Origin of the sequence: Phocoenobacter uteri (assembly GCF_900454895.1) — a bacterium.
In the GTDB taxonomy this organism is placed as follows: Bacteria; Pseudomonadota; Gammaproteobacteria; order Enterobacterales; family Pasteurellaceae; genus Phocoenobacter; species Phocoenobacter uteri.
In genome coordinates, this window is the sequence record NZ_UGTA01000001.1 from 1,932,339 (window position 1) to 1,951,127 (window position 18,789).

An 18,789-nucleotide genomic window follows, 5' to 3' on the forward strand; every position below is an offset into this window, starting at 1 on the left:
AGCCTTTTATTTTTGCAAAAATTTCAAAAAATATGACCGCTTAAAAGTTACAACCCAATCGCATATTTCAATGCACGATTTTTCAAAGGCGTAATTTTATCTGCGGTAAATAACCCTAAATTTCTGACAATTTTAAGGGGCAATAAATCCGTTTTAAAGGTTTTATAGAAGAAATCCATTCCGGATTGCATTAACAAATTATCAGGTTTACGTTTGTTTTGATAGCGTTTTAACACCTCATCACTCGCCAAATTCTCGCCTTTTTGTTGGGCTTTTTCTAATACATTTAAGAGGGCTTTGACATCTTTAAAGCCTAAATTTACTCCTTGTCCAGCCAGTGGGTTGATCGTATGAGCCGAGTCTCCCACCAATACAATCCCATTTTTAAAATAGCTTTGGGCGTGTTGGCGAGTGAGTGGGAACGCCCCACAATTTTCCACTTCAATTTGTCCTAAACGTTGTGGAAAGTGTGTCAGAATTTCTGTGGTTAATTTTTCTGATGAAAGGTTTTGTAATTCCTTGATACGTTGTGGCGAATCGTACCAAACCACACAACCTTGATAATCTAATAAAGGTAAAAAAGCACGAGGTCCGCTATGATGAAATTGTTGCCAAGTCACGCTCTGTTGCGGTAATTCAGTTTTGACGACAGCTAATAAACAGTGCTGACGATATTGCCAACTGGTTAGCCCAATCCCAGCCCAACCACGCACCTGAGAATTTGCACCGTCAGCGGCGACAATTAAAGGGGCAGAAAATTGTTGTTGATCATCAATGGTTATCGTCCAAATGCCCTGTTCATTTTTTGCAGAAAGTTGTTCAAATCCGACCGCTTGCTGACAATTTGGATAATCTTTTAAACATTGCCATAAACCGAGCTGGATTACATTATTTTCAACCATATAGCCCAGTTCATTCAGCCCTAAATCCTGTGCGGAAAATACCGTATTAAACCCGTCAATTTCCCACGTTTCCAAACCGTCATAAGGGCAAACTCGCATCGTTTGAATGGCTTGCCACGCCCCTAACTCGTCCAATAATTGAACGGAGGCTTTGCTGATTGCTGAAATGCGTAAATCATAAGGCTGTTCAGATGAAAATGTTGGTAAGGCTCTTTTTTCAAGCAAAGCAACGTTTAACCCTTGCTTTGCCAAACCTAACGCTGTGGCAGCCCCAACCATTCCACCACCAATCACGATTACATCTTGCATTGTTTGTTACCCTTTTCAATTTAGATACACCCAAATTTTACATCACAAGCGGTCATATTTTTATAAAAATTTACAAAAATTTTGACTTTAAGCAAACGCAAAAATTTTAATTTAAAGACTGTTTTTCTTTTTTGTTCTCAAAAAATTGCACTAATACCACGCCAGCGGTGATCAATATTGTGCCGATAATGAAATTTGTATTTAGTTTTTCTTCTAAAAAAATAACCGCAAAAATAGTGCCGAATATGGCTTCTGTGGATAAAATCAGCCCCATTATATGAGCTGGCACGTATTTTTGCGAGATATTTTGTAGCGTGAAATTCAACATTGTGCAAATCAAAATTAAATAGATAAGTGAGAAATTCATACTTTGTAATGAAATCATCTCTTTTTCAAAAATAAGCTGAAAAATAAAGGCAAAGAGACCCGTAGAGAGCATTTGAATGGTGGTAATGTTCATTATATGGATCTCAAATTTGGCTATTTTTGAAATTAAAATGATATTTAAGGCAAACCCAAATGCACACAGCAAAGTAAGAAAATCACCATAATTAAAGGATAATTCGAGGTTTACTACATTATCAAAAGAGATAAAAAATAACCCAATCAGGATAAGAGAGAAAACAGCGACAACGGCTTTTTGTAGCTTTTCTTTAAAGAAAACAAAATTGAGTAGCGGAATGAGTACAATATAAAGAGAAGTCAGAAACGATTGCTTGGAAACGGTGGTATATTTTAAGCCATAGGTTTGAAAAGCAAAGGCAGAAAAGAGAAACAACCCAGCCAAAACACCGAAAATTACATCATATTTTGTCGCTTTGGCTAACAGTTTGCGATAAAAAATAAAAAGCACGATTCCCGTTAAGAAAAACCGAAAAAAGACGATTTCAAAGGGGGAATAAACCGTAATGACATCTTTAATAAAAAGATAAGAACTACCACGAATCATTGCCAATGCTAGCACAATAAATAAAAAATAATGTTTTTTGAACCCCACCATACAAAATCCTTTATTTAACCCTTTAACTTAGGAATAGGGTGTGGATTTTACTCCATAAGCGGTAATATTTTTATAAAAATTTGCAAATTTTGCGATCTAGATCGAAAAAATAATTTTGCTTTATTTTCTCCTTTAAAATTTCAGATAAGATGAAAATAAAACAGGATTTTTTATGTCATTAGCCATTGTATATAGCCGAGCCTCAATCGGTGTTGAAGCCCCCTTAGTGACGATTGAAGTGCATATTAGCAATGGTAAACCCGGTTTAACGTTAGTGGGATTGCCTGAAACCACAGTGAAAGAATCACGTGATCGAGTGCGTAGTGCATTGTTAAATGCCAATTTTAGTTATCCCGCTCGCCGAATTACAGTTAATCTTGCTCCTGCTGATTTACCCAAAGAGGGCGGGCGTTTTGACTTGCCGATTGCGATAGGAATTTTGGCAGCCTCAGGGCAGATTGATGGCGATAAACTCAATCAGTTTGAGTTTTTAGGGGAGCTTGCTTTAACGGGATTTTTACGTGGTGTACACGGTGCAATTCCAGCCACACTTGCGGCTCAAAAAGTGAAACGAGCCTTGATTATCGCCAAACAAAATGCCAATGAAGTATCCCTTGTATCTAATACACAGACACTCTGTGCAACTTCACTGTTGCAAGTGGTTAATTTTTTGAATAATCGTGATCAGTTACCCATCGCCCAACAAATTTTGCAAAAAGAACAAAAAATCACACTGCTTATTCAACGAGATTTAACGGATATTATCGGACAGCAACACGCCAAAAGAGCCTTAATGATTGCTGCGGCAGGGCAACATAATCTATTATTTTTAGGTCCACCTGGAACAGGTAAAACTATGCTCGCCAGTCGCTTGGCGGATTTATTGCCTGAGATGAATGATGAAGAAGCCATTGAAACGGCAGCAGTGGCAAGCCTTGTGCAAAATGAATTAAATTACCATAACTGGAAGCAAAGACCGTTTCGCTCGCCTCATCATTCGGCGTCAATGGTGGCGTTAGTGGGAGGCGGTTCAATTCCTAAACCCGGTGAAATATCCCTTTCCCACAACGGTATTTTGTTTTTAGATGAACTGCCTGAATTTGAGAAAAAAGTATTAGACGCACTCCGACAGCCGTTGGAGTCAGGCGAAATTGTGATTTCCAGAGCCAATGCGAAGGTACAATTTCCTGCAAGTTTTCAGCTGATTGCCGCAATGAATCCAAGCCCAATAGGGCATTATCAAGGTACACACAATCGCACTTCGCCCCAACAAGTAATGCGATATTTAAACCGTTTATCAGGTCCTTTTTTAGATCGCTTTGATTTATCTATTGAAGTGCCATTATTACCCAAAGGGGCATTGCAAAATCCCAATGTTAATCGTGGCGAAACTACCGAGCAAGTTAAACAACGAGTGTTAAAAGCCAGAGAAATTCAGCTAACACGAGCAGGAAAAATCAACGCCAAGCTATCGACCAAAGAAATTGAGCGAGATTGTAAAATCAGCAAACAAGATGCGATTTTTTTAGAAAATGCCCTGACGAAATTAGGGCTATCAGTGCGTGCTTATCATCGTATTTTGAAAGTCGCTCGTACCATTGCAGATTTGGCGGAAGAACCTCAAATTCAACAGCCACATCTTGCTGAAGCTTTAGGTTATCGAGCAATGGATCGTGTGTTGCAAAGATTGCAAGGAGAGTAGTAAGGTAGCGATCAAATAAAAAAGATCAATGATATTAAAAACATTGATCTTTTTATTTATAAAAAATTGATTATTTATTCAACCATTCCATATAAGCTTGAACACCTTCGGCAACGGTTTTGAATGGTTTATCATAACCTGCATTGCGTAATGCGGCAATATCCGCTTGGGTATAAGCTTGGTAGCGAGATTTTAAATGATCTGGGAATGGGATCGTTTCAATTTCGCCTTTTTGGTGGAAGTTGATAACGGCATTTGCGACTTCACGGAATGATTCTGCGTTGCCAGTACCTAAGTTATAAATGCCTGAAATATTATTTTGCCACGCCCAAATATTCACATCTGCGACATCTTCCACATACACAAAATCACGCAAGAAGGTTTCACTTCCAGCAAATAATTTTGGATTTTCGCCTTTTTGGATTTGAGTATTTAAGTGGAATGCCACACTTGCCATTGAACCTTTATGTTGCTCGCGTGGGCCGTAAACATTGAAATATTTAAAGCCACAGACTGGTGAGGTCGCTTCTGGTAATAATTTGCGAACATATTCATCAAATAGGAATTTTGAATAACCATACACATTTAATGGCGATTCAAACTCACGTTTTTCAATGAAGTTATCGGTGCGACCGCCGTAAGTTGCAGCACTTGATGCGTAGAAAAACGGAATCTCACGATCTAAGCAGTAATGCAATAACTCTTTTGAATATTCATAGTTATTGTGCATCATATATTTGCCATCCCACTCAGTGGTCGCTGAGCAAGCTCCTTCGTGGAAAATAGCATCAATGTGATCAAATTCGTCGCCTGCAATAATAGAAGCGATAAAATCATCACGATCACAGTAGTCGGCAATATCTAAATCAACAAGGTTAATAAATTTTTCACCTTTTTTTAGGTTATCTACCACTAAAATATCTTTACGGCCAATTTTATTCAGTGCTTTTACGATATTGCTACCGATAAAACCTGCACCGCCTGTTACAATAATCATAATTTTTTCCTCTATTTATGACGAGCAATTTGTTTTTTGATTTTTTCCATTTTATCTTTGATACGCTTACGTTTTAATGGCGATAAATGGTCTGCAAACACGATTCCATTTAGGTGATCGATTTCGTGTTGGATACAAATAGCCAGTAATTCGTCTGCTTCTAAGGTAAATTCTTTACCTGTGCGATCTTGTGCTTTAACGGTAACTTTTTCTTTACGAGGCACAAAACCACGTAAGCCAGGAATAGACAAACAGCCTTCTTCAATACCTGTTTCACCACTGCTTTCAAGAATCTCTGGGTTAATTAAGACGATTTGATTGGTTTTATCGCCTTCAATATCAATGGTGATAATGCGTTTTAATACATTAACTTGTGGTGCTGCTAAGCCGATGCCTTCATCGTCGTACATTGTTTCAAACATATCATCAATAAATTGACTTAATTCATCGTCAAACACTTCTACGGGCTGACTCATTTTGGTCAGGTTTTCATCTGGGTACAGTAATATTTCTAATCTTGCCATTTTTGGGATCTCTATCGAAAAATTGATATAAAAAGTTCTTCATTCTAACGTTTTTTAGTTATAAATAAAAGGCATTGCAATAAATGGTAAAAATAATGAATAAAATTGAACAGCTTTTGAAACTGATCCAAATTCCTCAGCTTGGTGCTCAACGTATTGGGCGACTTTTAAATGAAGTCAATTTCACCGAGTTTTGTGATTATGATAAAACACAGCTTCGTCAAATGGGCTGGAATGAAAAACAAATTCGGCGTTGGTTTAACCCTGATAGAAAAAAGATTGAGGAAGTTTTAGTGTGGCAAGAAAAGGAAAGTCATCATTTATTAACATTATTTGATGAAGATTATCCTTTTTTACTTAGACAAATCAGCACAGCACCTCCGCTACTTTTTGTGAAAGGCGATCAAGCGGTGCTTTCTGAGCCACAAATTGCCATTGTGGGAAGCCGTGATTATTCCCATTATGGCGAATACTGGGCAAAACATTTTTCAGCGGAATTAGTGAAAAATAATATTGTGGTTACTAGCGGGTTGGCGATAGGGATTGATGGATTTTGTCATCAACAAGTACTCAAAGAAAAAGGGCGGACTATTGCTGTTTTAGGCAGTGGGTTAGATAAAATTTATCCCGCACGCCATAAAAGGCTTGCTGAACAGATTTTAGAAAATAATGGTGCATTGGTGTCTGAATTTTTTCCTAACCAGCCCCCTTTGGCTGAAAACTTTCCCCGCCGAAATCGAATTATAAGTGGTTTATCATTGGGAACATTGGTCGTGGAAGCAACCATAAAAAGTGGCTCATTGATTACGGCTCGCTATGCCTTAGAGCAAGGGCGAGAAGTGTTTGCTATTCCTAATTCAGTGCAAGATCCCTATGCACAGGGTTGCCATAAATTGATCAAAGAAGGGGCATTATTAGTTGATTGTGTCGAAGATATTTTAAAAGCAATAGAATTTCAGATTCAGCCTGTTTTTAATATCCCAAAACAAGCGACCTTGTTTGATATACCCAAAGAAAATAATTTTGCAAAAATCGATCTAAATTTAACCGCTTGCCAGCAACAAATTTTATCTAAATTAAGTTTTGAGCCAATCAGTGCTGATGATTTAGCAGAAGTGTGTGAAATGAGTATTGAAACGTTGCTCATTGAACTTTTAACCCTCGAATTGGAAGGGGCTGTGAAGCAGGTTTCAGGGGGATATGTGAAGGATAAGCGGTGATATTTTGATAAGAATTTACTTCATTTATATAGCGATATGATATTATTATTTTAAAATCAGATAGCGTGATTGCTAAAATTATTTATCCTCTGATGAAATCAAGCGTTTAGAGCGTACTATTTCTGTTTTTTGACTATCATTGAACGCATTATTTCTGACTTTGAGCGGTTTTTGGAAAGCGTGCAAGAAAAGAAAAAATAAACCAAGCGGTCATATTTTTATTAAAATTTACAAAAGTTTGTAAAAGATCGTGGCAAGTGGCGTAGAAAATGGTAGAATTACACGCTTTCAAAATTGAATATTCTTTTTTTTACACAAATTTTAGGTTTTATATGGCAAATAAGAACAAGAAAAAAGTCTCTGAAAAAACACCAGAGATTACATTAAAAAGTAAAGGTGTAAATACATTTTTATGGGTTGTTGCTATTGCACTTTTAGCAGTAGTAGCCGTTGGAAATGTGTATTTTTCAACACATTTTAGTTTATTAGTTCGTGTTTTACTGATGGTTGGTCTAGGTGTTGCAGGTTTAGTAGTTGCATCTCTAACTAATGAAGGTAAAAAAGCAATTGGATTTTTAAAAGAATCTCGTTTAGAACTAAGAAAAATTATTTGGCCAACACGTCAAGAAACAACACAAACGACTTTTATTGTAATCGCAATTACTGTCGTTGTATCTTTAATTCTATGGGCAATGGATTCAATCATTGTGCAATTAGTGACATTTTTAACTGAGTTGAGGTTCTAAGATGAGTGAAGTAGAAGTAACATCACAAGAAGAGCAGCAAGCAACCCCAAGCGATAAACGTTGGTATGTGTTGCAGGCTTTTTCTGGCTTTGAGTCTCGAGTAGCTATTACATTGCGTGAGTATATTAAGCAACATCAAATGGAAGATCAGTTTGGTGAAGTATTGGTGCCAACAGAAGAAGTTATTGAGAATGTAGCAGGTAAACGCCGTAAAACAGAACGTAAATTCTTTCCAGGTTATGTACTTGTACAAATGGATATGAATGATGAAACGTGGCACTTAGTGAAAAGTGTTCCACGTGTAATGGGCTTTATTGGTGGAACCGCAGATCGTCCTGCTCCAATTACGCAAAAAGAAGCTGAGCGTATCCTTAATCGTGTACAAGAAACTTCAGATAAACCAAAACACAAAACAACTTTCCAACCAGGTGAGTTGGTGCGTGTTACCGAAGGTCCATTTGCAGACTTTTCTGGTACTGTGGAAGAAGTGGATTACGAGAAGAGCCGTGTCAAAGTATCAGTTTCAATCTTTGGTCGTGCAACCCCTGTGGAGTTAGCATTTAATCAGGTTGAGAAACAGAGCTAATTTTTTAGTTATAAATAATGAAGATACCCTAAATGTTGGAAACAATATTTGGGGTATTTTTTTATGGTTTCATTGGTAATAACAATGGTAGAATATTTGTGATTAAATAGGTCTAACTGGTTGTTTTTAATTATCTGTTTAATTTTATTTTATACTGATTATTTGGTATTTCAATGTATAAAAATCTTTATAATCAGTGGTATCTTTATCATCATTTATTATAGAAATAGGAGTTTTATTTATGAGCGTAAATAGCAATAGTAACGAGATGATTAGAGTGAGCGGAAAGATTGATTTAGAAAATATCGCTGTGGATTATCACGGTTACAATCTTGATGGTATCTTTAATAAAGGACACAATCCACAGACGATTAAGGGCATTGATATTATTATTGATAATAAAGCGTATTTTGCGAGCTTTAATTCAGAAACAAAAACCTTTTATACTGATATTCCTTATAAAGATCTTTACAACGCCAATCATAAAACCATTTCATATCAAATCCATAAAGATACCAATATTCAAGGATTAGTCCAGTTTAGTGATCAATATAAACCTTTTGTCATGTCATCCCCTTCCATTCTTGAACGCAATATTTCTTTTGATAATTCTTTTTTAAGCAAACAAAATGGGCATTATATTATTGATTCAACGAAATTAACTCATACATCCGTTAATCTTTCAGAGGTTGAGCTTGAACAATATAATGGCAAGATGGTACATACTCAGCAAAAACTAAGCAATTATCAATTACCATCCTTTATGAAAGTACTTAGCTATGAAAATTATAATGATGAAGCTGGACATATTCATAAGGAAGGTCGCTTAGCCGACAGTGAATATGGCAATGCTCATGGCACAAAAGTGATTAAATATCATTTTGCGACCGAAAAAGAAAGCGTTAACCATTTTGATAGCGAAAATAATGTTCGATGGGGTAGTGCAAAATGGTGGCAAGTCATTACTGGTAAAATTGATCGAGGTGCTAAAGAGTATTCAGAGCAAGATAAAGCGTTAGTGAAATCAGCCCTTGATAAGATAGCTGAATATGTGGATGTGAGATTTGAAGAGACAAATGATACAACGCAATCGGATAAAAATGAAGTGTTAGATTTTTATCGTTTTGATATCAACCGACACCTTGAAAAGCCGAATAGTAATGCTTACGCTGAATTAGGTGGCGATGTCGTGATTGATGATCGTTCAAGTGCGATGAATTTCCAGACTATTGCCCACGAAGTGCTACATACAATGGGATTAAAGCACCCGTTTGATAAGGGAAATCAGTGGGAGTCTCAGGGGAAATTGGATAGCAGAGGTTCAACCTTAATGAGCTATGTCACAGATAAAGACTGGCTCAAAACTGATGATTTAAGAATGTATGATTTGGCTTATTTACATTATCGTTATGGCGTAAACCCAAACGCACGTAAAGGTGATGATGTTTATACCTTTAAAGATTTTAATCAAACTAGCAGCGATGGTGATATTTATATTTGGGATGGTGCGGGTGTTGATACCTTTGACGCATCAAATGAACTTGATGGTAATGGTGTTTATGTTGATTTAACACCAGGTTCTCGTATTTATCGTGGCGGTAGCGAAGCACCAGATTGGAATAACAAAGCCTTTGGTTTAGAAGAAATTGAGTTTTATCGCAATTATAATGAATATTTCAAAGATGAAGTCGCTAAAGGCATAAAAATAGAAGACGGTAACAGCTTTAATGAAGGGCTATTTGGCTATAAATTTTCAACAGATAATGCGTTCATCGGCTTTGGTACTCAAATTGAGAATTTAAAAGGTTCACAATATGCAGATACTTTAATCGGTAACAAAGCGAATAATAAAATTTGGGGAGGTAACGGCAATGATCTTATTAAAGGCGGCGAAGGCAATGATTATTTAGATGGCGGAGTCGGTGCGGATACCTTAATGGGTGGTGCTGGAAATGATGTTTTTGCTTTTAATAATCAGCTTGATGGAACATTAGATACGATTTTAGATTTTGAACAAGGTGATAAAATCAGATTAGATCACGAAATTTTCAGTGAATTACGTGTAGATAAAAGTAATTTAATGGAAATGTTAGATTATAATCAATCGACAGGCGTATTATCTTATCAGGATCACGGCACAAATATTGCATTTGCTAAATTAGAGAATCATTTTGATATAATGTCGCCTTCGCATTTTGAGATTGTTTAACTTTAAGTTATAATCAGCGACTCAATATTTACTTTTATTTTTAGTAAATTTTTATTAAAAACTGACCGCTTCATTGTGGTCTGTTTTATCTTTTTTGCAAAATCTTGACGGTTTTGCTTGAAAAATGGTCGTAAAATCATTAGAATTTGCGGTCTTTACACAACTAGGGAAGCTAATTTTTAGCGTTATTACCCATTAAGAGGAAATCAAAAATGGCAAAAAAAGTACAAGCCTACATTAAGTTGCAAGTTGCAGCTGGTGCGGCAAACCCAAGTCCACCAGTTGGTCCTGCATTAGGTCAACACGGTGTGAACATTATGGAATTCTGTAAAGCGTTCAACGCAAGAACTGACAGCATGGAAAAAGGTTTACCTATTCCTGTTGTAATCACAGTTTACGCAGACCGTTCTTTCACATTCATTACTAAAACACCACCAGCAGCTGTATTGTTGAAAAAAGCAGCAGGCGTTAAATCTGGTTCAGGTGTACCTAACAAAACTAAAGTAGGTAAAGTAACTCGTGCACAAGTTCAAGAAATCGCAGAATTAAAAGCGGCAGATATGACTGGTGCAACTATTGAAACAATGATGAAATCTATTGAAGGTACTGCACGTTCAATGGGTTTAGTGGTGGAGGACTAATCAATGGCTAAACTTACTAAACGTATGAAAGCAATTAGAGAAGGTGTTGACGCAACTAAATCTTATGAAATCAACGAAGCGGTAGTTTTATTGAAAAAATTTGCAACAGAGAAATTTGTTGAAAGCGTTGATGTAGCAGTTAACTTAGGTATCGATCCTCGTAAATCTGACCAAAACGTGCGTGGTGCAACTGTGTTACCACACGGAACTGGTAAAGAAGTACGTGTTGCTGTATTCACACAAGGTGCAAATGCAGACGCTGCGAAAGAAGCGGGTGCAGACATCGTGGGTATGGAAGATCTTGCTGAATTAGTGAAAAAAGGCGAAATGAACTTTGACGTTGTTATCGCTAGTCCAGATGCAATGCGTATCGTTGGTCAATTAGGTCAAATTTTAGGTCCACGTGGTTTAATGCCAAACCCTAAAGTTGGAACTGTAACACCAAACGTTGCTGAAGCAGTGAAAAATGCTAAATCAGGTCAGGTTCGTTACCGTAATGATAAAAATGGTATTATCCATACTTCAATCGGTAAAGCTAACTTCTCTGAAGAGCAAATTAAAGGTAACTTAGAAGCATTCTTAGGTGCAGTAATTAAAGCTCGCCCAACAACAGCTAAAGGTGTTTTCGTTAAGAAAGTAACGATTTCTACTACTCAAGGTGCTGGTGTTGAAGTAGATCAAGCTTCATTAGCTCTTTAATTTTTAGATTTTTCTAAATATAAAGCGTAACTTTTTAAGTTGCGCTTTTTTTATACTCATTACAAAATGTGTGAAAAATAACATTAAAAGAACAAAAAGAGTTAAAAAGCATACATAAAAATAAAATTTTGTGAGAAATGTCACAAAAATAATATTTGTTACTATTTTTCATTATGTGATTTTTCTATAATTCGCCTCCTTATTTATTTAAAGATTTTATTTTTAACAGAGAGAGTATATGTCTGATCACAATTTAGAAAAGAAGTTTAAATCATTTCAAATTCAATCATTAGTCGGTGTGTTTATTGGTTATATGTGCTATTACATTGTGCGTAATAACTTTACATTTTCTACACCTTATATTCAGCAGGATTTAGGTCTTTCAAATACCCAAATTGGTTTTTTAACTTCATTGATGTTAATTACTTATGGTTGTAGTAAAGGGTTAATGAGTATTCTTGCAGATAAAGCAAATCCACGTAATTTTATGGCGTTAGGTCTAGTGTTATGTGTGATTGTGAATATTGCACTTGGTTTTTCAAGCGGCTTTTATATTTTTGCAGGGCTTGTTGTATTGCTTGGTCTATTTCAAGGTATGGGGGTTGGCCCTTCCATTATTACTGTTGGACATTGGTTTCCTCGCAGACAGCGTGGACGTGCAAGTACTATCTGGAATGTTTCACATAACTTAGGTGGTGGATTAGTTGCACCAATTGTTGGAGCAAGTTTAGCGTATTTAGGCACAGAAAATTGGCGTTTATCTGCGTATTTTATTCCTGCTATTTGTGCTTTTATTGGTGTTATTTTGATTTTTATTCTTGTTAAAAAGCGTCCTGTTGAAGAAGGCTTACCAACAGTTGAAGATATGTATCAAGAAGATTCTGTCAATAAACATATCGCAAAACATTTAACCAAAGATCCAAAAGATTTAACCTCAAAACAAATTTTTGTAGAGCATATTCTTAAAAATCCAAATTCTTGGTATTTAGTGGGTGTGGATATTTTCACTTATATGGTGCGTTTCGGAATGCTTACTTGGATCCCGCTTTATCTATTAAATGTGAAAGGATTTAGTAAAGCGGATATGGGAAGTGCATTCCTACTTTATGAATGGGCAGCAATTCCTTCAACGATTGTGGCTGGGTTCTTAGTAGATAAACTATTTCGTGGTAAAGTAATGTATCTACCAATGATATGTTTAGTGGTGGTATTTTTCTGTGTGTTTGGCTATATGTCATCGTCATCAGTATTAGCGATTACGCTTTTCTCAACAATTGTAGGTTGTTTGATTTATGTACCACAATCAATGGTTGCCGTACAAGCAATGGAAGTTATTCCTTCATTTGCATTAGGTTCTGCGGTTGGTTTACGTGGCTTTATGAGTTATATCGTAGGTTCATCACTAGGTACAACCTTATTCGGTTATGTAGTGGATAACTTCGGTTGGGAAAGTGGTTTTTATACCATTATGGTTGGTGCAGTATTATGTTTTGTATTCTGTTATTTGTCACATCGTGGACTTAAAAAATTAGAAGCGTTGTAATTTTCAACAATAGGCTTTACAAGGGGATTATTTAAAAGTATAATAACCCCCTAATTTTTATCACAAGACGTGGTAGTAATTTCTGGTTGGTGCTTGACCTTTTTCAAGCCCCGTCCAAGACCGTAGGTGAGGTGACTTAGGTTATTTTCTTAATTTTCCTACGTAGATGGTGTCAGAATGATAGAAGAATTTTTCTGCTTCTGTTCACCTTTAGCCTCAAAGATGATGTAAATTATTTTTGAGAATTTTAGAAAAAATCTGACCGCTTATTTATATAAATGAACGGCAGAGGTATCAGGAGCTAAAACCAATGGCATTAAATCTTCAAGACAAACAAGCAATTGTTGCTGAAGTAAATGAAACAGCCAAAGGTGCGCTGTCTGCAGTTATCGCGGATTCTCGTGGTGTGACTGTAGATAAAATGACTGAATTGCGTAAATCTGCTCGTGCAGCTGGCGTTTCTATCCGTGTTGTTCGTAATACTTTATTACGTCGTGCGGTAGAAGGGACAGAATATGAGTGTTTAAAAGACGCATTTGTAGGTCCAACACTTATCGCTTTTTCAAATGAACACCCAGGTGCAGCAGCACGTTTGTTCAAAGACTTTGCTAAAGCAAATGATAAGTTTGAAGTAAAAGGTGCAGCCTTTGAAGGTAAAATCCAAGATCCTAACTTCTTGGCAACATTACCAACATTTGACGAAGGAATCGCTCAATTAATGAGTGTAATGAAAGAAGCATCAGCGGGCAAACTTGTTCGTACTCTTGCAGCTCTTCGTGATCAAATGGAAGCCGCAGCTTAATTTTAGTTTTAACTAAATAAGTTGTGCAATTATTAACTTTTTTATTTTAGGAAACAATTGTTATGTCATTAACTAATGAACAAATCATTGAAGCGATTGCTTCAAAATCAGTAACTGAAATCGTAGAATTAATTTCTGCAATGGAAGAAAAATTCGGTGTATCAGCAGCGGCAGCAGCAGTAGTTGCAGGACCAGCTGAAGCAGCAGAAGAAAAAACAGAATTTGATGTTGTATTAAAAGCAGCAGGTGCTAACAAAGTAGCAGCAATCAAAGCAGTACGTGGTGCAACTGGTTTAGGCTTAAAAGAAGCTAAAGACTTAGTTGAATCAGCACCAGCAACCTTAAAAGAAGGTGTTGCTAAAGATGAAGCTGAAGCACTTAAAAAACAATTAGAAGAAGCTGGCGCAGAAGTAGAAATCAAATAATTTTGATTTTTCTGTTACGCTCTTTTAGGAGTCAATGGCTGGTGGATTTTTCCATCAGCCTTTTGTACTTTAAAAACTTGAGCAGATTTTGTCGTTTTAATCTGTTAAATTATCGTTAGTTTGACGAACTCCATTTCCCCAGTTTATGCCCTATAAGTAGTGATTTTTGACTTGTAGTTTGCAAAGTTGGAAAACGACACCCCGTAATTAAGAAAGTAAAATTTATTTTTACTTTTAATGCCACTTCCAGCCTCTTCTGAGTGCCGGATTGTGAATTCAACCAAAGAATCAATAACAGAGATATAAAAAAATGACGTATTCCTATTCAGAGAAAAAACGTATCCGTAAAAGCTTCGGTAAACGTCAGCAAGTTTTGAATGTTCCATATTTATTAGCAATTCAGCTTGATTCTTTCGATAAGTTTATCCAACAAGATCCAGAAGGACAACTAGGTTTAGAAGCGGCATTCCGTTCAGTATTTCCTATTGTAAGTAACAATGGAAGCACTGAATTACAATACGTTTCTTATGATCTTGGCGAACCAACCTTCGATGTGCGTGAATGCCAAATTCGTGGAATTACCTATGCTGCACCATTACGTGTAAAACTTCGCTTAGTCACTTATGATCGTGAAGCAGCAGCCGGAACCGTAAAAGATATTAAAGAACAAAAAGTATATATGGGTGAAATCCCGTTAATGACAGATAACGGAACTTTTGTTATTAACGGTACAGAGCGTGTAATCGTATCGCAATTACACCGTAGTCCAGGTGTATTCTTTGATAGTGATAAAGGTAAAACTCACTCATCAGGAAAAATCTTATATAACGCACGTATTATTCCTTACCGTGGATCGTGGTTAGATTTTGAGTTTGATCCAAAAGATAATTTATTTGCTCGTATTGACCGTCGTCGTAAATTACCAGCGACTATCATTTTACGTGCATTAGGCTATACAACAGAAGAAATTTTAAATTTATTCTTCGATACCATTACCTTTGAGATCGGAAGTAATAAATTATTGATGACGTTAGTACCAGAACGTTTACGTGGCGAAACAGCAGCATTTGATATTGAAGCAAATGGCAAAGTATATGTAGAAGCTGGCCGTCGTATTACCGCTCGTCATATTCGTAGTTTAGATAAAGATGGTGTAACTCAAATTCAAGTACCAGCTGAGTACATTGTCGGTAAAGTTGCAGCAAAAGATTATATTGATTTAGAAACTGGTGAAGTCGTTTGCCCAGCAAACTCAGAAATTTCACTTGAAATGTTAGCGAAATTAGCCGCGGCTGGTTATAAAGTAATTGATGTATTATTTACTAATGATTTAGATCACGGTGCTTATATTTCAGAAACATTACGTGTGGATTCAACCGTTGATCGTTTAAGTGCATTAGTTGAAATTTACCGTATGATGCGTCCAGGTGAGCCACCAACAAAAGAAGCAGCAGAAGGTCTATTTGAGAATATGTTCTTCTCAACGGATCGTTATGATCTTTCTTCTGTAGGTCGTATGAAATTCAATCGTTCTCTTGATATTCCAGGAGAAGAAGGTTCAAGCATTTTAAGCAACGATGATATCGTTGGTGTAATGAAAAAACTGATTGAAATTCGTAACGGTCGTGGCGAAGTGGATGATATTGACCATTTAGGTAACCGTCGTATTCGTTCGGTTGGTGAAATGGCTGAAAACCAATTCCGTATCGGTTTAGTACGTGTTGAGCGTGCGGTTCGTGAGCGTCTATCATTAGGTGATTTAGATGGTGTAACACCACAAGATCTTATCAATGCAAAACCTATTTCTGCGGCAGTGAAAGAGTTCTTCGGATCTTCACAACTTTCGCAATTTATGGATCAAAATAACCCACTTTCAGAAGTCACGCACAAACGTCGTATTTCAGCATTAGGTCCAGGTGGTTTAACCCGTGAGCGTGCGGGCTTTGAGGTTCGAGACGTTCATAATACTCACTATGGTCGTGTATGTCCGATTGAAACACCAGAGGGACCAAACATCGGTTTGATCAACTCACTTTCAGTTTATGCGCGTACTAATAGCTATGGTTTCTTAGAAACACCATATCGTAAAGTAATTGATGGTCAAGTAACCGAAGAAATCGAATACTTATCAGCGATTGAAGAAGGTCAGTATGTTATCGCTCAGGCGAATGCAAACTTAGACGAAAACTTACGCTTTACCGATACTTATGTTACTGCTCGAGGTGAACACGGTGAATCAGGTTTATTCCGTCCAGAAGACATCCAATATATGGACGTTTCACCACAACAGATGGTATCTGTGGCGGCAGCGTTAATTCCATTCTTGGAACACGATGATGCGAACCGTGCCTTAATGGGTGCGAACATGCAACGTCAGGCGGTACCAACATTACGTGCGGATAAACCATTAGTAGGTACAGGTATTGAGAAAGCAGTAGCACTAGACTCAGGTGTAGCAGTGGTAGCAAAACGTGGTGGTACAATCCAATACGTTGATGCATCTCGTATCGTAGTGAAAGTAAATGAAGATGAAACTATCGCGGGCGAATCAGGTATCGATATTTATAACTTAATTAAATATACCCGTTCGAACCAAAATACTTGTATCAACCAAATTCCTTGTGTGAATTTAGGCGAACCAGTTGAGCGTGGCGAAATTTTAGCTGATGGTCCATCAACAGATTTAGGTGAATTAGCTTTAGGTCAAAATATTCGTATCGCATTCATGCCTTGGAACGGATATAACTTCGAAGACTCGATGTTAGTTTCAGAGCGTGTGGTTCAAGAAGATCGTTTCACAACCATTCATATTCAAGAATTATCTTGTGTGGCACGTGATACTAAATTAGGTTCAGAAGAAATCACAGCGGATATTCCAAACGTAGGTGAATCTGCATTAAGCAAACTTGATGAATCAGGTATTGTTTATGTGGGTGCTGAAGTAAAAGGCGGGGACATCTTAGTAGGTAAAGTAACCCCTAAAGGTGAAACCCAATTAAGCCCAGAAGAAAAATTACTTCGTGCAATCTTCGGTGAAAAAGCGTCAGACGTGAAAGATTCATCATTACGTGTACCAAACAGTATTTCAGGTACAGTAATCGATGTTCAAGTCTTTACGCGTGATGGTGTTGAAAAAGATAAACGTGCATTAGAAATCGAAGAAATGCAGTTGAAAGAAGCGAAGAAAGATTTAGTGGAAGAATTAACGATTCTTGAAGCAGGTCTATTCTCTCGTGTTCGCAACTTGTTGATTACGAGCGGTGTATCAGAAGCTGAACTTGATAAAACACAACGTGAAAAATGGCTAGAATTAGCGATTGATGACGAAGAAAAACAAAATCAACTTGAACAGCTTGCTGAGCAGCACGAAGAGTTACGTAAAGAATTTGAACGTAAGTTAGAAATCAAACGTAATAAGATTATTCAAGGCGATGATTTAGCACCAGGTGTATTGAAAGTGGTTAAAGTTTACCTTGCGGTTAAACGTCACATTCAACCGGGTGATAAAATGGCGGGACGTCACGGTAACAAAGGGGTTATCTCAAAAATCAACCCTGTAGAAGATATGCCGTATGATGAAAACGGTCAGCCAGTTGAAATCGTGTTAAACCCACTGGGTGTACCATCTCGTATGAACATCGGTCAGGTTCTTGAAACTCACTTAGGTTTAGCGGCGAAAGGTATTGGTGATAAGATCAACCAAATGCTTAAACAGCAACAAGAAATTGCAAAATTACGTGAATATATCCAAAAAGCGTATGACTTAGGTCAAGGCGTTCAAGTTGTTGATTTAAATACCTTTACTGATGATGAAGTAATGCGTTTAGCAGAAAATCTTCGCAAAGGTATGCCACTTGCAACACCTGTATTTGATGGTGCTCACGAGCATGAAATCAAAGGCTTATTAGAGCTTGGTGGTTTACCAGCATCGGGTCAAATTACCTTATACGATGGTCGCACTGGTGAGAAATTTGAGCGTCCTGTAACTGTTGGTTATATGTATATGCTGAAATTGAACCACTTAGTTGATGATAAAATGAACGCACGTTCAACAGGTTCATATAGTCTTGTAACACAGCAGCCATTAGGTGGTAAAGCACAGTTCGGTGGTCAGCGTTTCGGTGAGATGGAGGTATGGGCATTAGAAGCATACGGTGCAGCTTATACTCTACAAGAAATGCTAACAGTTAAATCTGATGACGTGAATGGTCGTACGAAGATGTATAAAAACATCGTAGACGGCACACATTATATGGAACCAGGAATGCCTGAATCATTTAATGTAATCACGAAAGAAATTCGTGCATTAGCCATTGATATGGAGTTGGACGAAGCGTAATTTAATTACGTTATAAGCGGTCAAGAAAAAGTAGATATTTGCAAATTTGCAAAATCTTAAAAAAATTTGACCGCTTCCAACAAAATAAAATTTCATTGTTTAAGGCGATGCCTTAGATAAACTTTAATTCCTTATTAGGAGTAGA

At 37.0% G+C, this 18,789-nt stretch carries 15 protein-coding genes; 11 read left to right on the forward strand and 4 right to left on the reverse strand.

Annotation, left to right across the window (positions count from 1 at the left end; all coding sequences use genetic code 11):
* Nucleotides 1-47: 47 nt before the first annotated feature.
* Complete coding sequence (locus DYE60_RS08880; protein ID WP_115316240.1) at nt 48-1,211, reverse strand: FAD-dependent oxidoreductase; 1,164 nt, start codon at nt 1,209-1,211, stop codon at nt 48-50.
* Between the two features lie 106 nt (nt 1,212-1,317).
* Nucleotides 1,318-2,211 (reverse strand): DMT family transporter, encoded by an 894-nt coding sequence (locus tag DYE60_RS08885; RefSeq protein WP_218563625.1) that lies wholly within the window; start codon nt 2,209-2,211, stop codon nt 1,318-1,320.
* A 172-nt stretch (nt 2,212-2,383) separates the two neighbouring features.
* Here DYE60_RS08885 and DYE60_RS08890 point away from each other — a divergent pair, with 172 nt between their 5' ends.
* Nucleotides 2,384-3,913 (forward strand): YifB family Mg chelatase-like AAA ATPase, encoded by a 1,530-nt coding sequence (locus DYE60_RS08890; RefSeq protein ID WP_115316241.1) that lies wholly within the window; start codon nt 2,384-2,386, stop codon nt 3,911-3,913.
* Nucleotides 3,914-3,983: 70 nt separating this feature from the next.
* Here the strand turns inward: DYE60_RS08890 and rfaD are convergent, their stop codons facing one another.
* Together rfaD and def are read right to left on the reverse strand one after the other, a co-directional pair.
* Nucleotides 3,984-4,910 carry an ADP-glyceromanno-heptose 6-epimerase gene (gene rfaD / locus DYE60_RS08895; protein ID WP_115316242.1) on the reverse strand — a complete coding sequence of 309 codons (927 nt, stop codon included), beginning with the start codon at nt 4,908-4,910 and terminating at the stop codon, nt 3,984-3,986.
* Between the two features lie 11 nt (nt 4,911-4,921).
* Entirely contained in the window at nt 4,922-5,434 is a 513-nt protein-coding gene (gene def, locus DYE60_RS08900; protein ID WP_115316243.1) for a peptide deformylase, read from the reverse strand.
* Nucleotides 5,435-5,529: 95 nt separating this feature from the next.
* On the opposite strand from def, the gene dprA reads away from it, so the two are divergent.
* From dprA to rpoB, 10 genes are all read left to right on the forward strand, one after another.
* A complete protein-coding gene (gene dprA / locus DYE60_RS08905) occupies nt 5,530-6,654 on the forward strand; it encodes a DNA-processing protein DprA (RefSeq protein WP_115316244.1) in 1,125 nt (374 codons plus the stop codon).
* A gap of 332 nt (nt 6,655-6,986) precedes the next feature.
* Nucleotides 6,987-7,400, forward strand: a complete 414-nt coding sequence (secE, locus tag DYE60_RS08910; protein ID WP_115316456.1) for a preprotein translocase subunit SecE — start codon at nt 6,987-6,989, stop codon at nt 7,398-7,400.
* Between the two features lies 1 nt (nt 7,401).
* The gene (gene nusG / locus DYE60_RS08915) at nt 7,402-7,986 is read left to right on the forward strand and encodes a transcription termination/antitermination protein NusG (protein WP_115316245.1); all 585 of its coding nucleotides are present in this window, start codon (nt 7,402-7,404) and stop codon (nt 7,984-7,986) included.
* A 241-nt stretch (nt 7,987-8,227) separates the two neighbouring features.
* Nucleotides 8,228-10,195 carry a reprolysin-like metallopeptidase gene (locus DYE60_RS08920; protein ID WP_115316246.1) on the forward strand — a complete coding sequence of 656 codons (1,968 nt, stop codon included), beginning with the start codon at nt 8,228-8,230 and terminating at the stop codon, nt 10,193-10,195.
* Nucleotides 10,196-10,407: 212 nt separating this feature from the next.
* On the forward strand, nt 10,408-10,836 hold the full coding sequence (rplK, locus tag DYE60_RS08925) for a 50S ribosomal protein L11 (protein ID WP_115316247.1): 429 nt from the start codon (nt 10,408-10,410) through the stop codon (nt 10,834-10,836).
* A 3-nt stretch (nt 10,837-10,839) separates the two neighbouring features.
* Entirely contained in the window at nt 10,840-11,535 is a 696-nt protein-coding gene (rplA, locus tag DYE60_RS08930) for a 50S ribosomal protein L1 (RefSeq protein ID WP_115316248.1), read from the forward strand.
* Between the two features lie 238 nt (nt 11,536-11,773).
* Nucleotides 11,774-13,078 (forward strand): MFS transporter, encoded by a 1,305-nt coding sequence (locus tag DYE60_RS08935; protein ID WP_115316249.1) that lies wholly within the window; start codon nt 11,774-11,776, stop codon nt 13,076-13,078.
* Between the two features lie 310 nt (nt 13,079-13,388).
* Nucleotides 13,389-13,880, forward strand: coding sequence for a 50S ribosomal protein L10 (gene rplJ, locus DYE60_RS08940; RefSeq protein ID WP_115316250.1), 492 nt, complete (start codon nt 13,389-13,391; stop codon nt 13,878-13,880).
* A gap of 62 nt (nt 13,881-13,942) precedes the next feature.
* Nucleotides 13,943-14,305 carry a 50S ribosomal protein L7/L12 gene (gene rplL / locus DYE60_RS08945; RefSeq protein WP_115316251.1) on the forward strand — a complete coding sequence of 121 codons (363 nt, stop codon included), beginning with the start codon at nt 13,943-13,945 and terminating at the stop codon, nt 14,303-14,305.
* A gap of 310 nt (nt 14,306-14,615) precedes the next feature.
* Nucleotides 14,616-18,644 carry a DNA-directed RNA polymerase subunit beta gene (gene rpoB / locus DYE60_RS08950; RefSeq protein ID WP_115316252.1) on the forward strand — a complete coding sequence of 1,343 codons (4,029 nt, stop codon included), beginning with the start codon at nt 14,616-14,618 and terminating at the stop codon, nt 18,642-18,644.
* Nucleotides 18,645-18,789 lie beyond the last annotated feature (145 nt).

Bases quoted from the DNA above. Each gene is read 5' to 3' on its own strand.
- DYE60_RS08880 (WP_115316240.1), bottom strand. From the start codon at position 1,211: ATGCAAGATGTAATCGTGATTGGTGGTGGAATGGTTGGGGCTGCCACA.
- DYE60_RS08885 (WP_218563625.1), bottom strand. From the start codon at position 2,211: ATGGTGGGGTTCAAAAAACATTATTTTTTATTTATTGTGCTAGCATTG.
- DYE60_RS08890 (WP_115316241.1), top strand. From the start codon at position 2,384: ATGTCATTAGCCATTGTATATAGCCGAGCCTCAATCGGTGTTGAAGCC.
- rfaD (WP_115316242.1), bottom strand. From the start codon at position 4,910: ATGATTATTGTAACAGGCGGTGCAGGTTTTATCGGTAGCAATATCGTA.
- def (WP_115316243.1), bottom strand. From the start codon at position 5,434: ATGGCAAGATTAGAAATATTACTGTACCCAGATGAAAACCTGACCAAA.
- dprA (WP_115316244.1), top strand. From the start codon at position 5,530: ATGAATAAAATTGAACAGCTTTTGAAACTGATCCAAATTCCTCAGCTT.
- secE (WP_115316456.1), top strand. From the start codon at position 6,987: ATGGCAAATAAGAACAAGAAAAAAGTCTCTGAAAAAACACCAGAGATT.
- nusG (WP_115316245.1), top strand. From the start codon at position 7,402: ATGAGTGAAGTAGAAGTAACATCACAAGAAGAGCAGCAAGCAACCCCA.
- DYE60_RS08920 (WP_115316246.1), top strand. From the start codon at position 8,228: ATGAGCGTAAATAGCAATAGTAACGAGATGATTAGAGTGAGCGGAAAG.
- rplK (WP_115316247.1), top strand. From the start codon at position 10,408: ATGGCAAAAAAAGTACAAGCCTACATTAAGTTGCAAGTTGCAGCTGGT.
- rplA (WP_115316248.1), top strand. From the start codon at position 10,840: ATGGCTAAACTTACTAAACGTATGAAAGCAATTAGAGAAGGTGTTGAC.
- DYE60_RS08935 (WP_115316249.1), top strand. From the start codon at position 11,774: ATGTCTGATCACAATTTAGAAAAGAAGTTTAAATCATTTCAAATTCAA.
- rplJ (WP_115316250.1), top strand. From the start codon at position 13,389: ATGGCATTAAATCTTCAAGACAAACAAGCAATTGTTGCTGAAGTAAAT.
- rplL (WP_115316251.1), top strand. From the start codon at position 13,943: ATGTCATTAACTAATGAACAAATCATTGAAGCGATTGCTTCAAAATCA.
- rpoB (WP_115316252.1), top strand. From the start codon at position 14,616: ATGACGTATTCCTATTCAGAGAAAAAACGTATCCGTAAAAGCTTCGGT.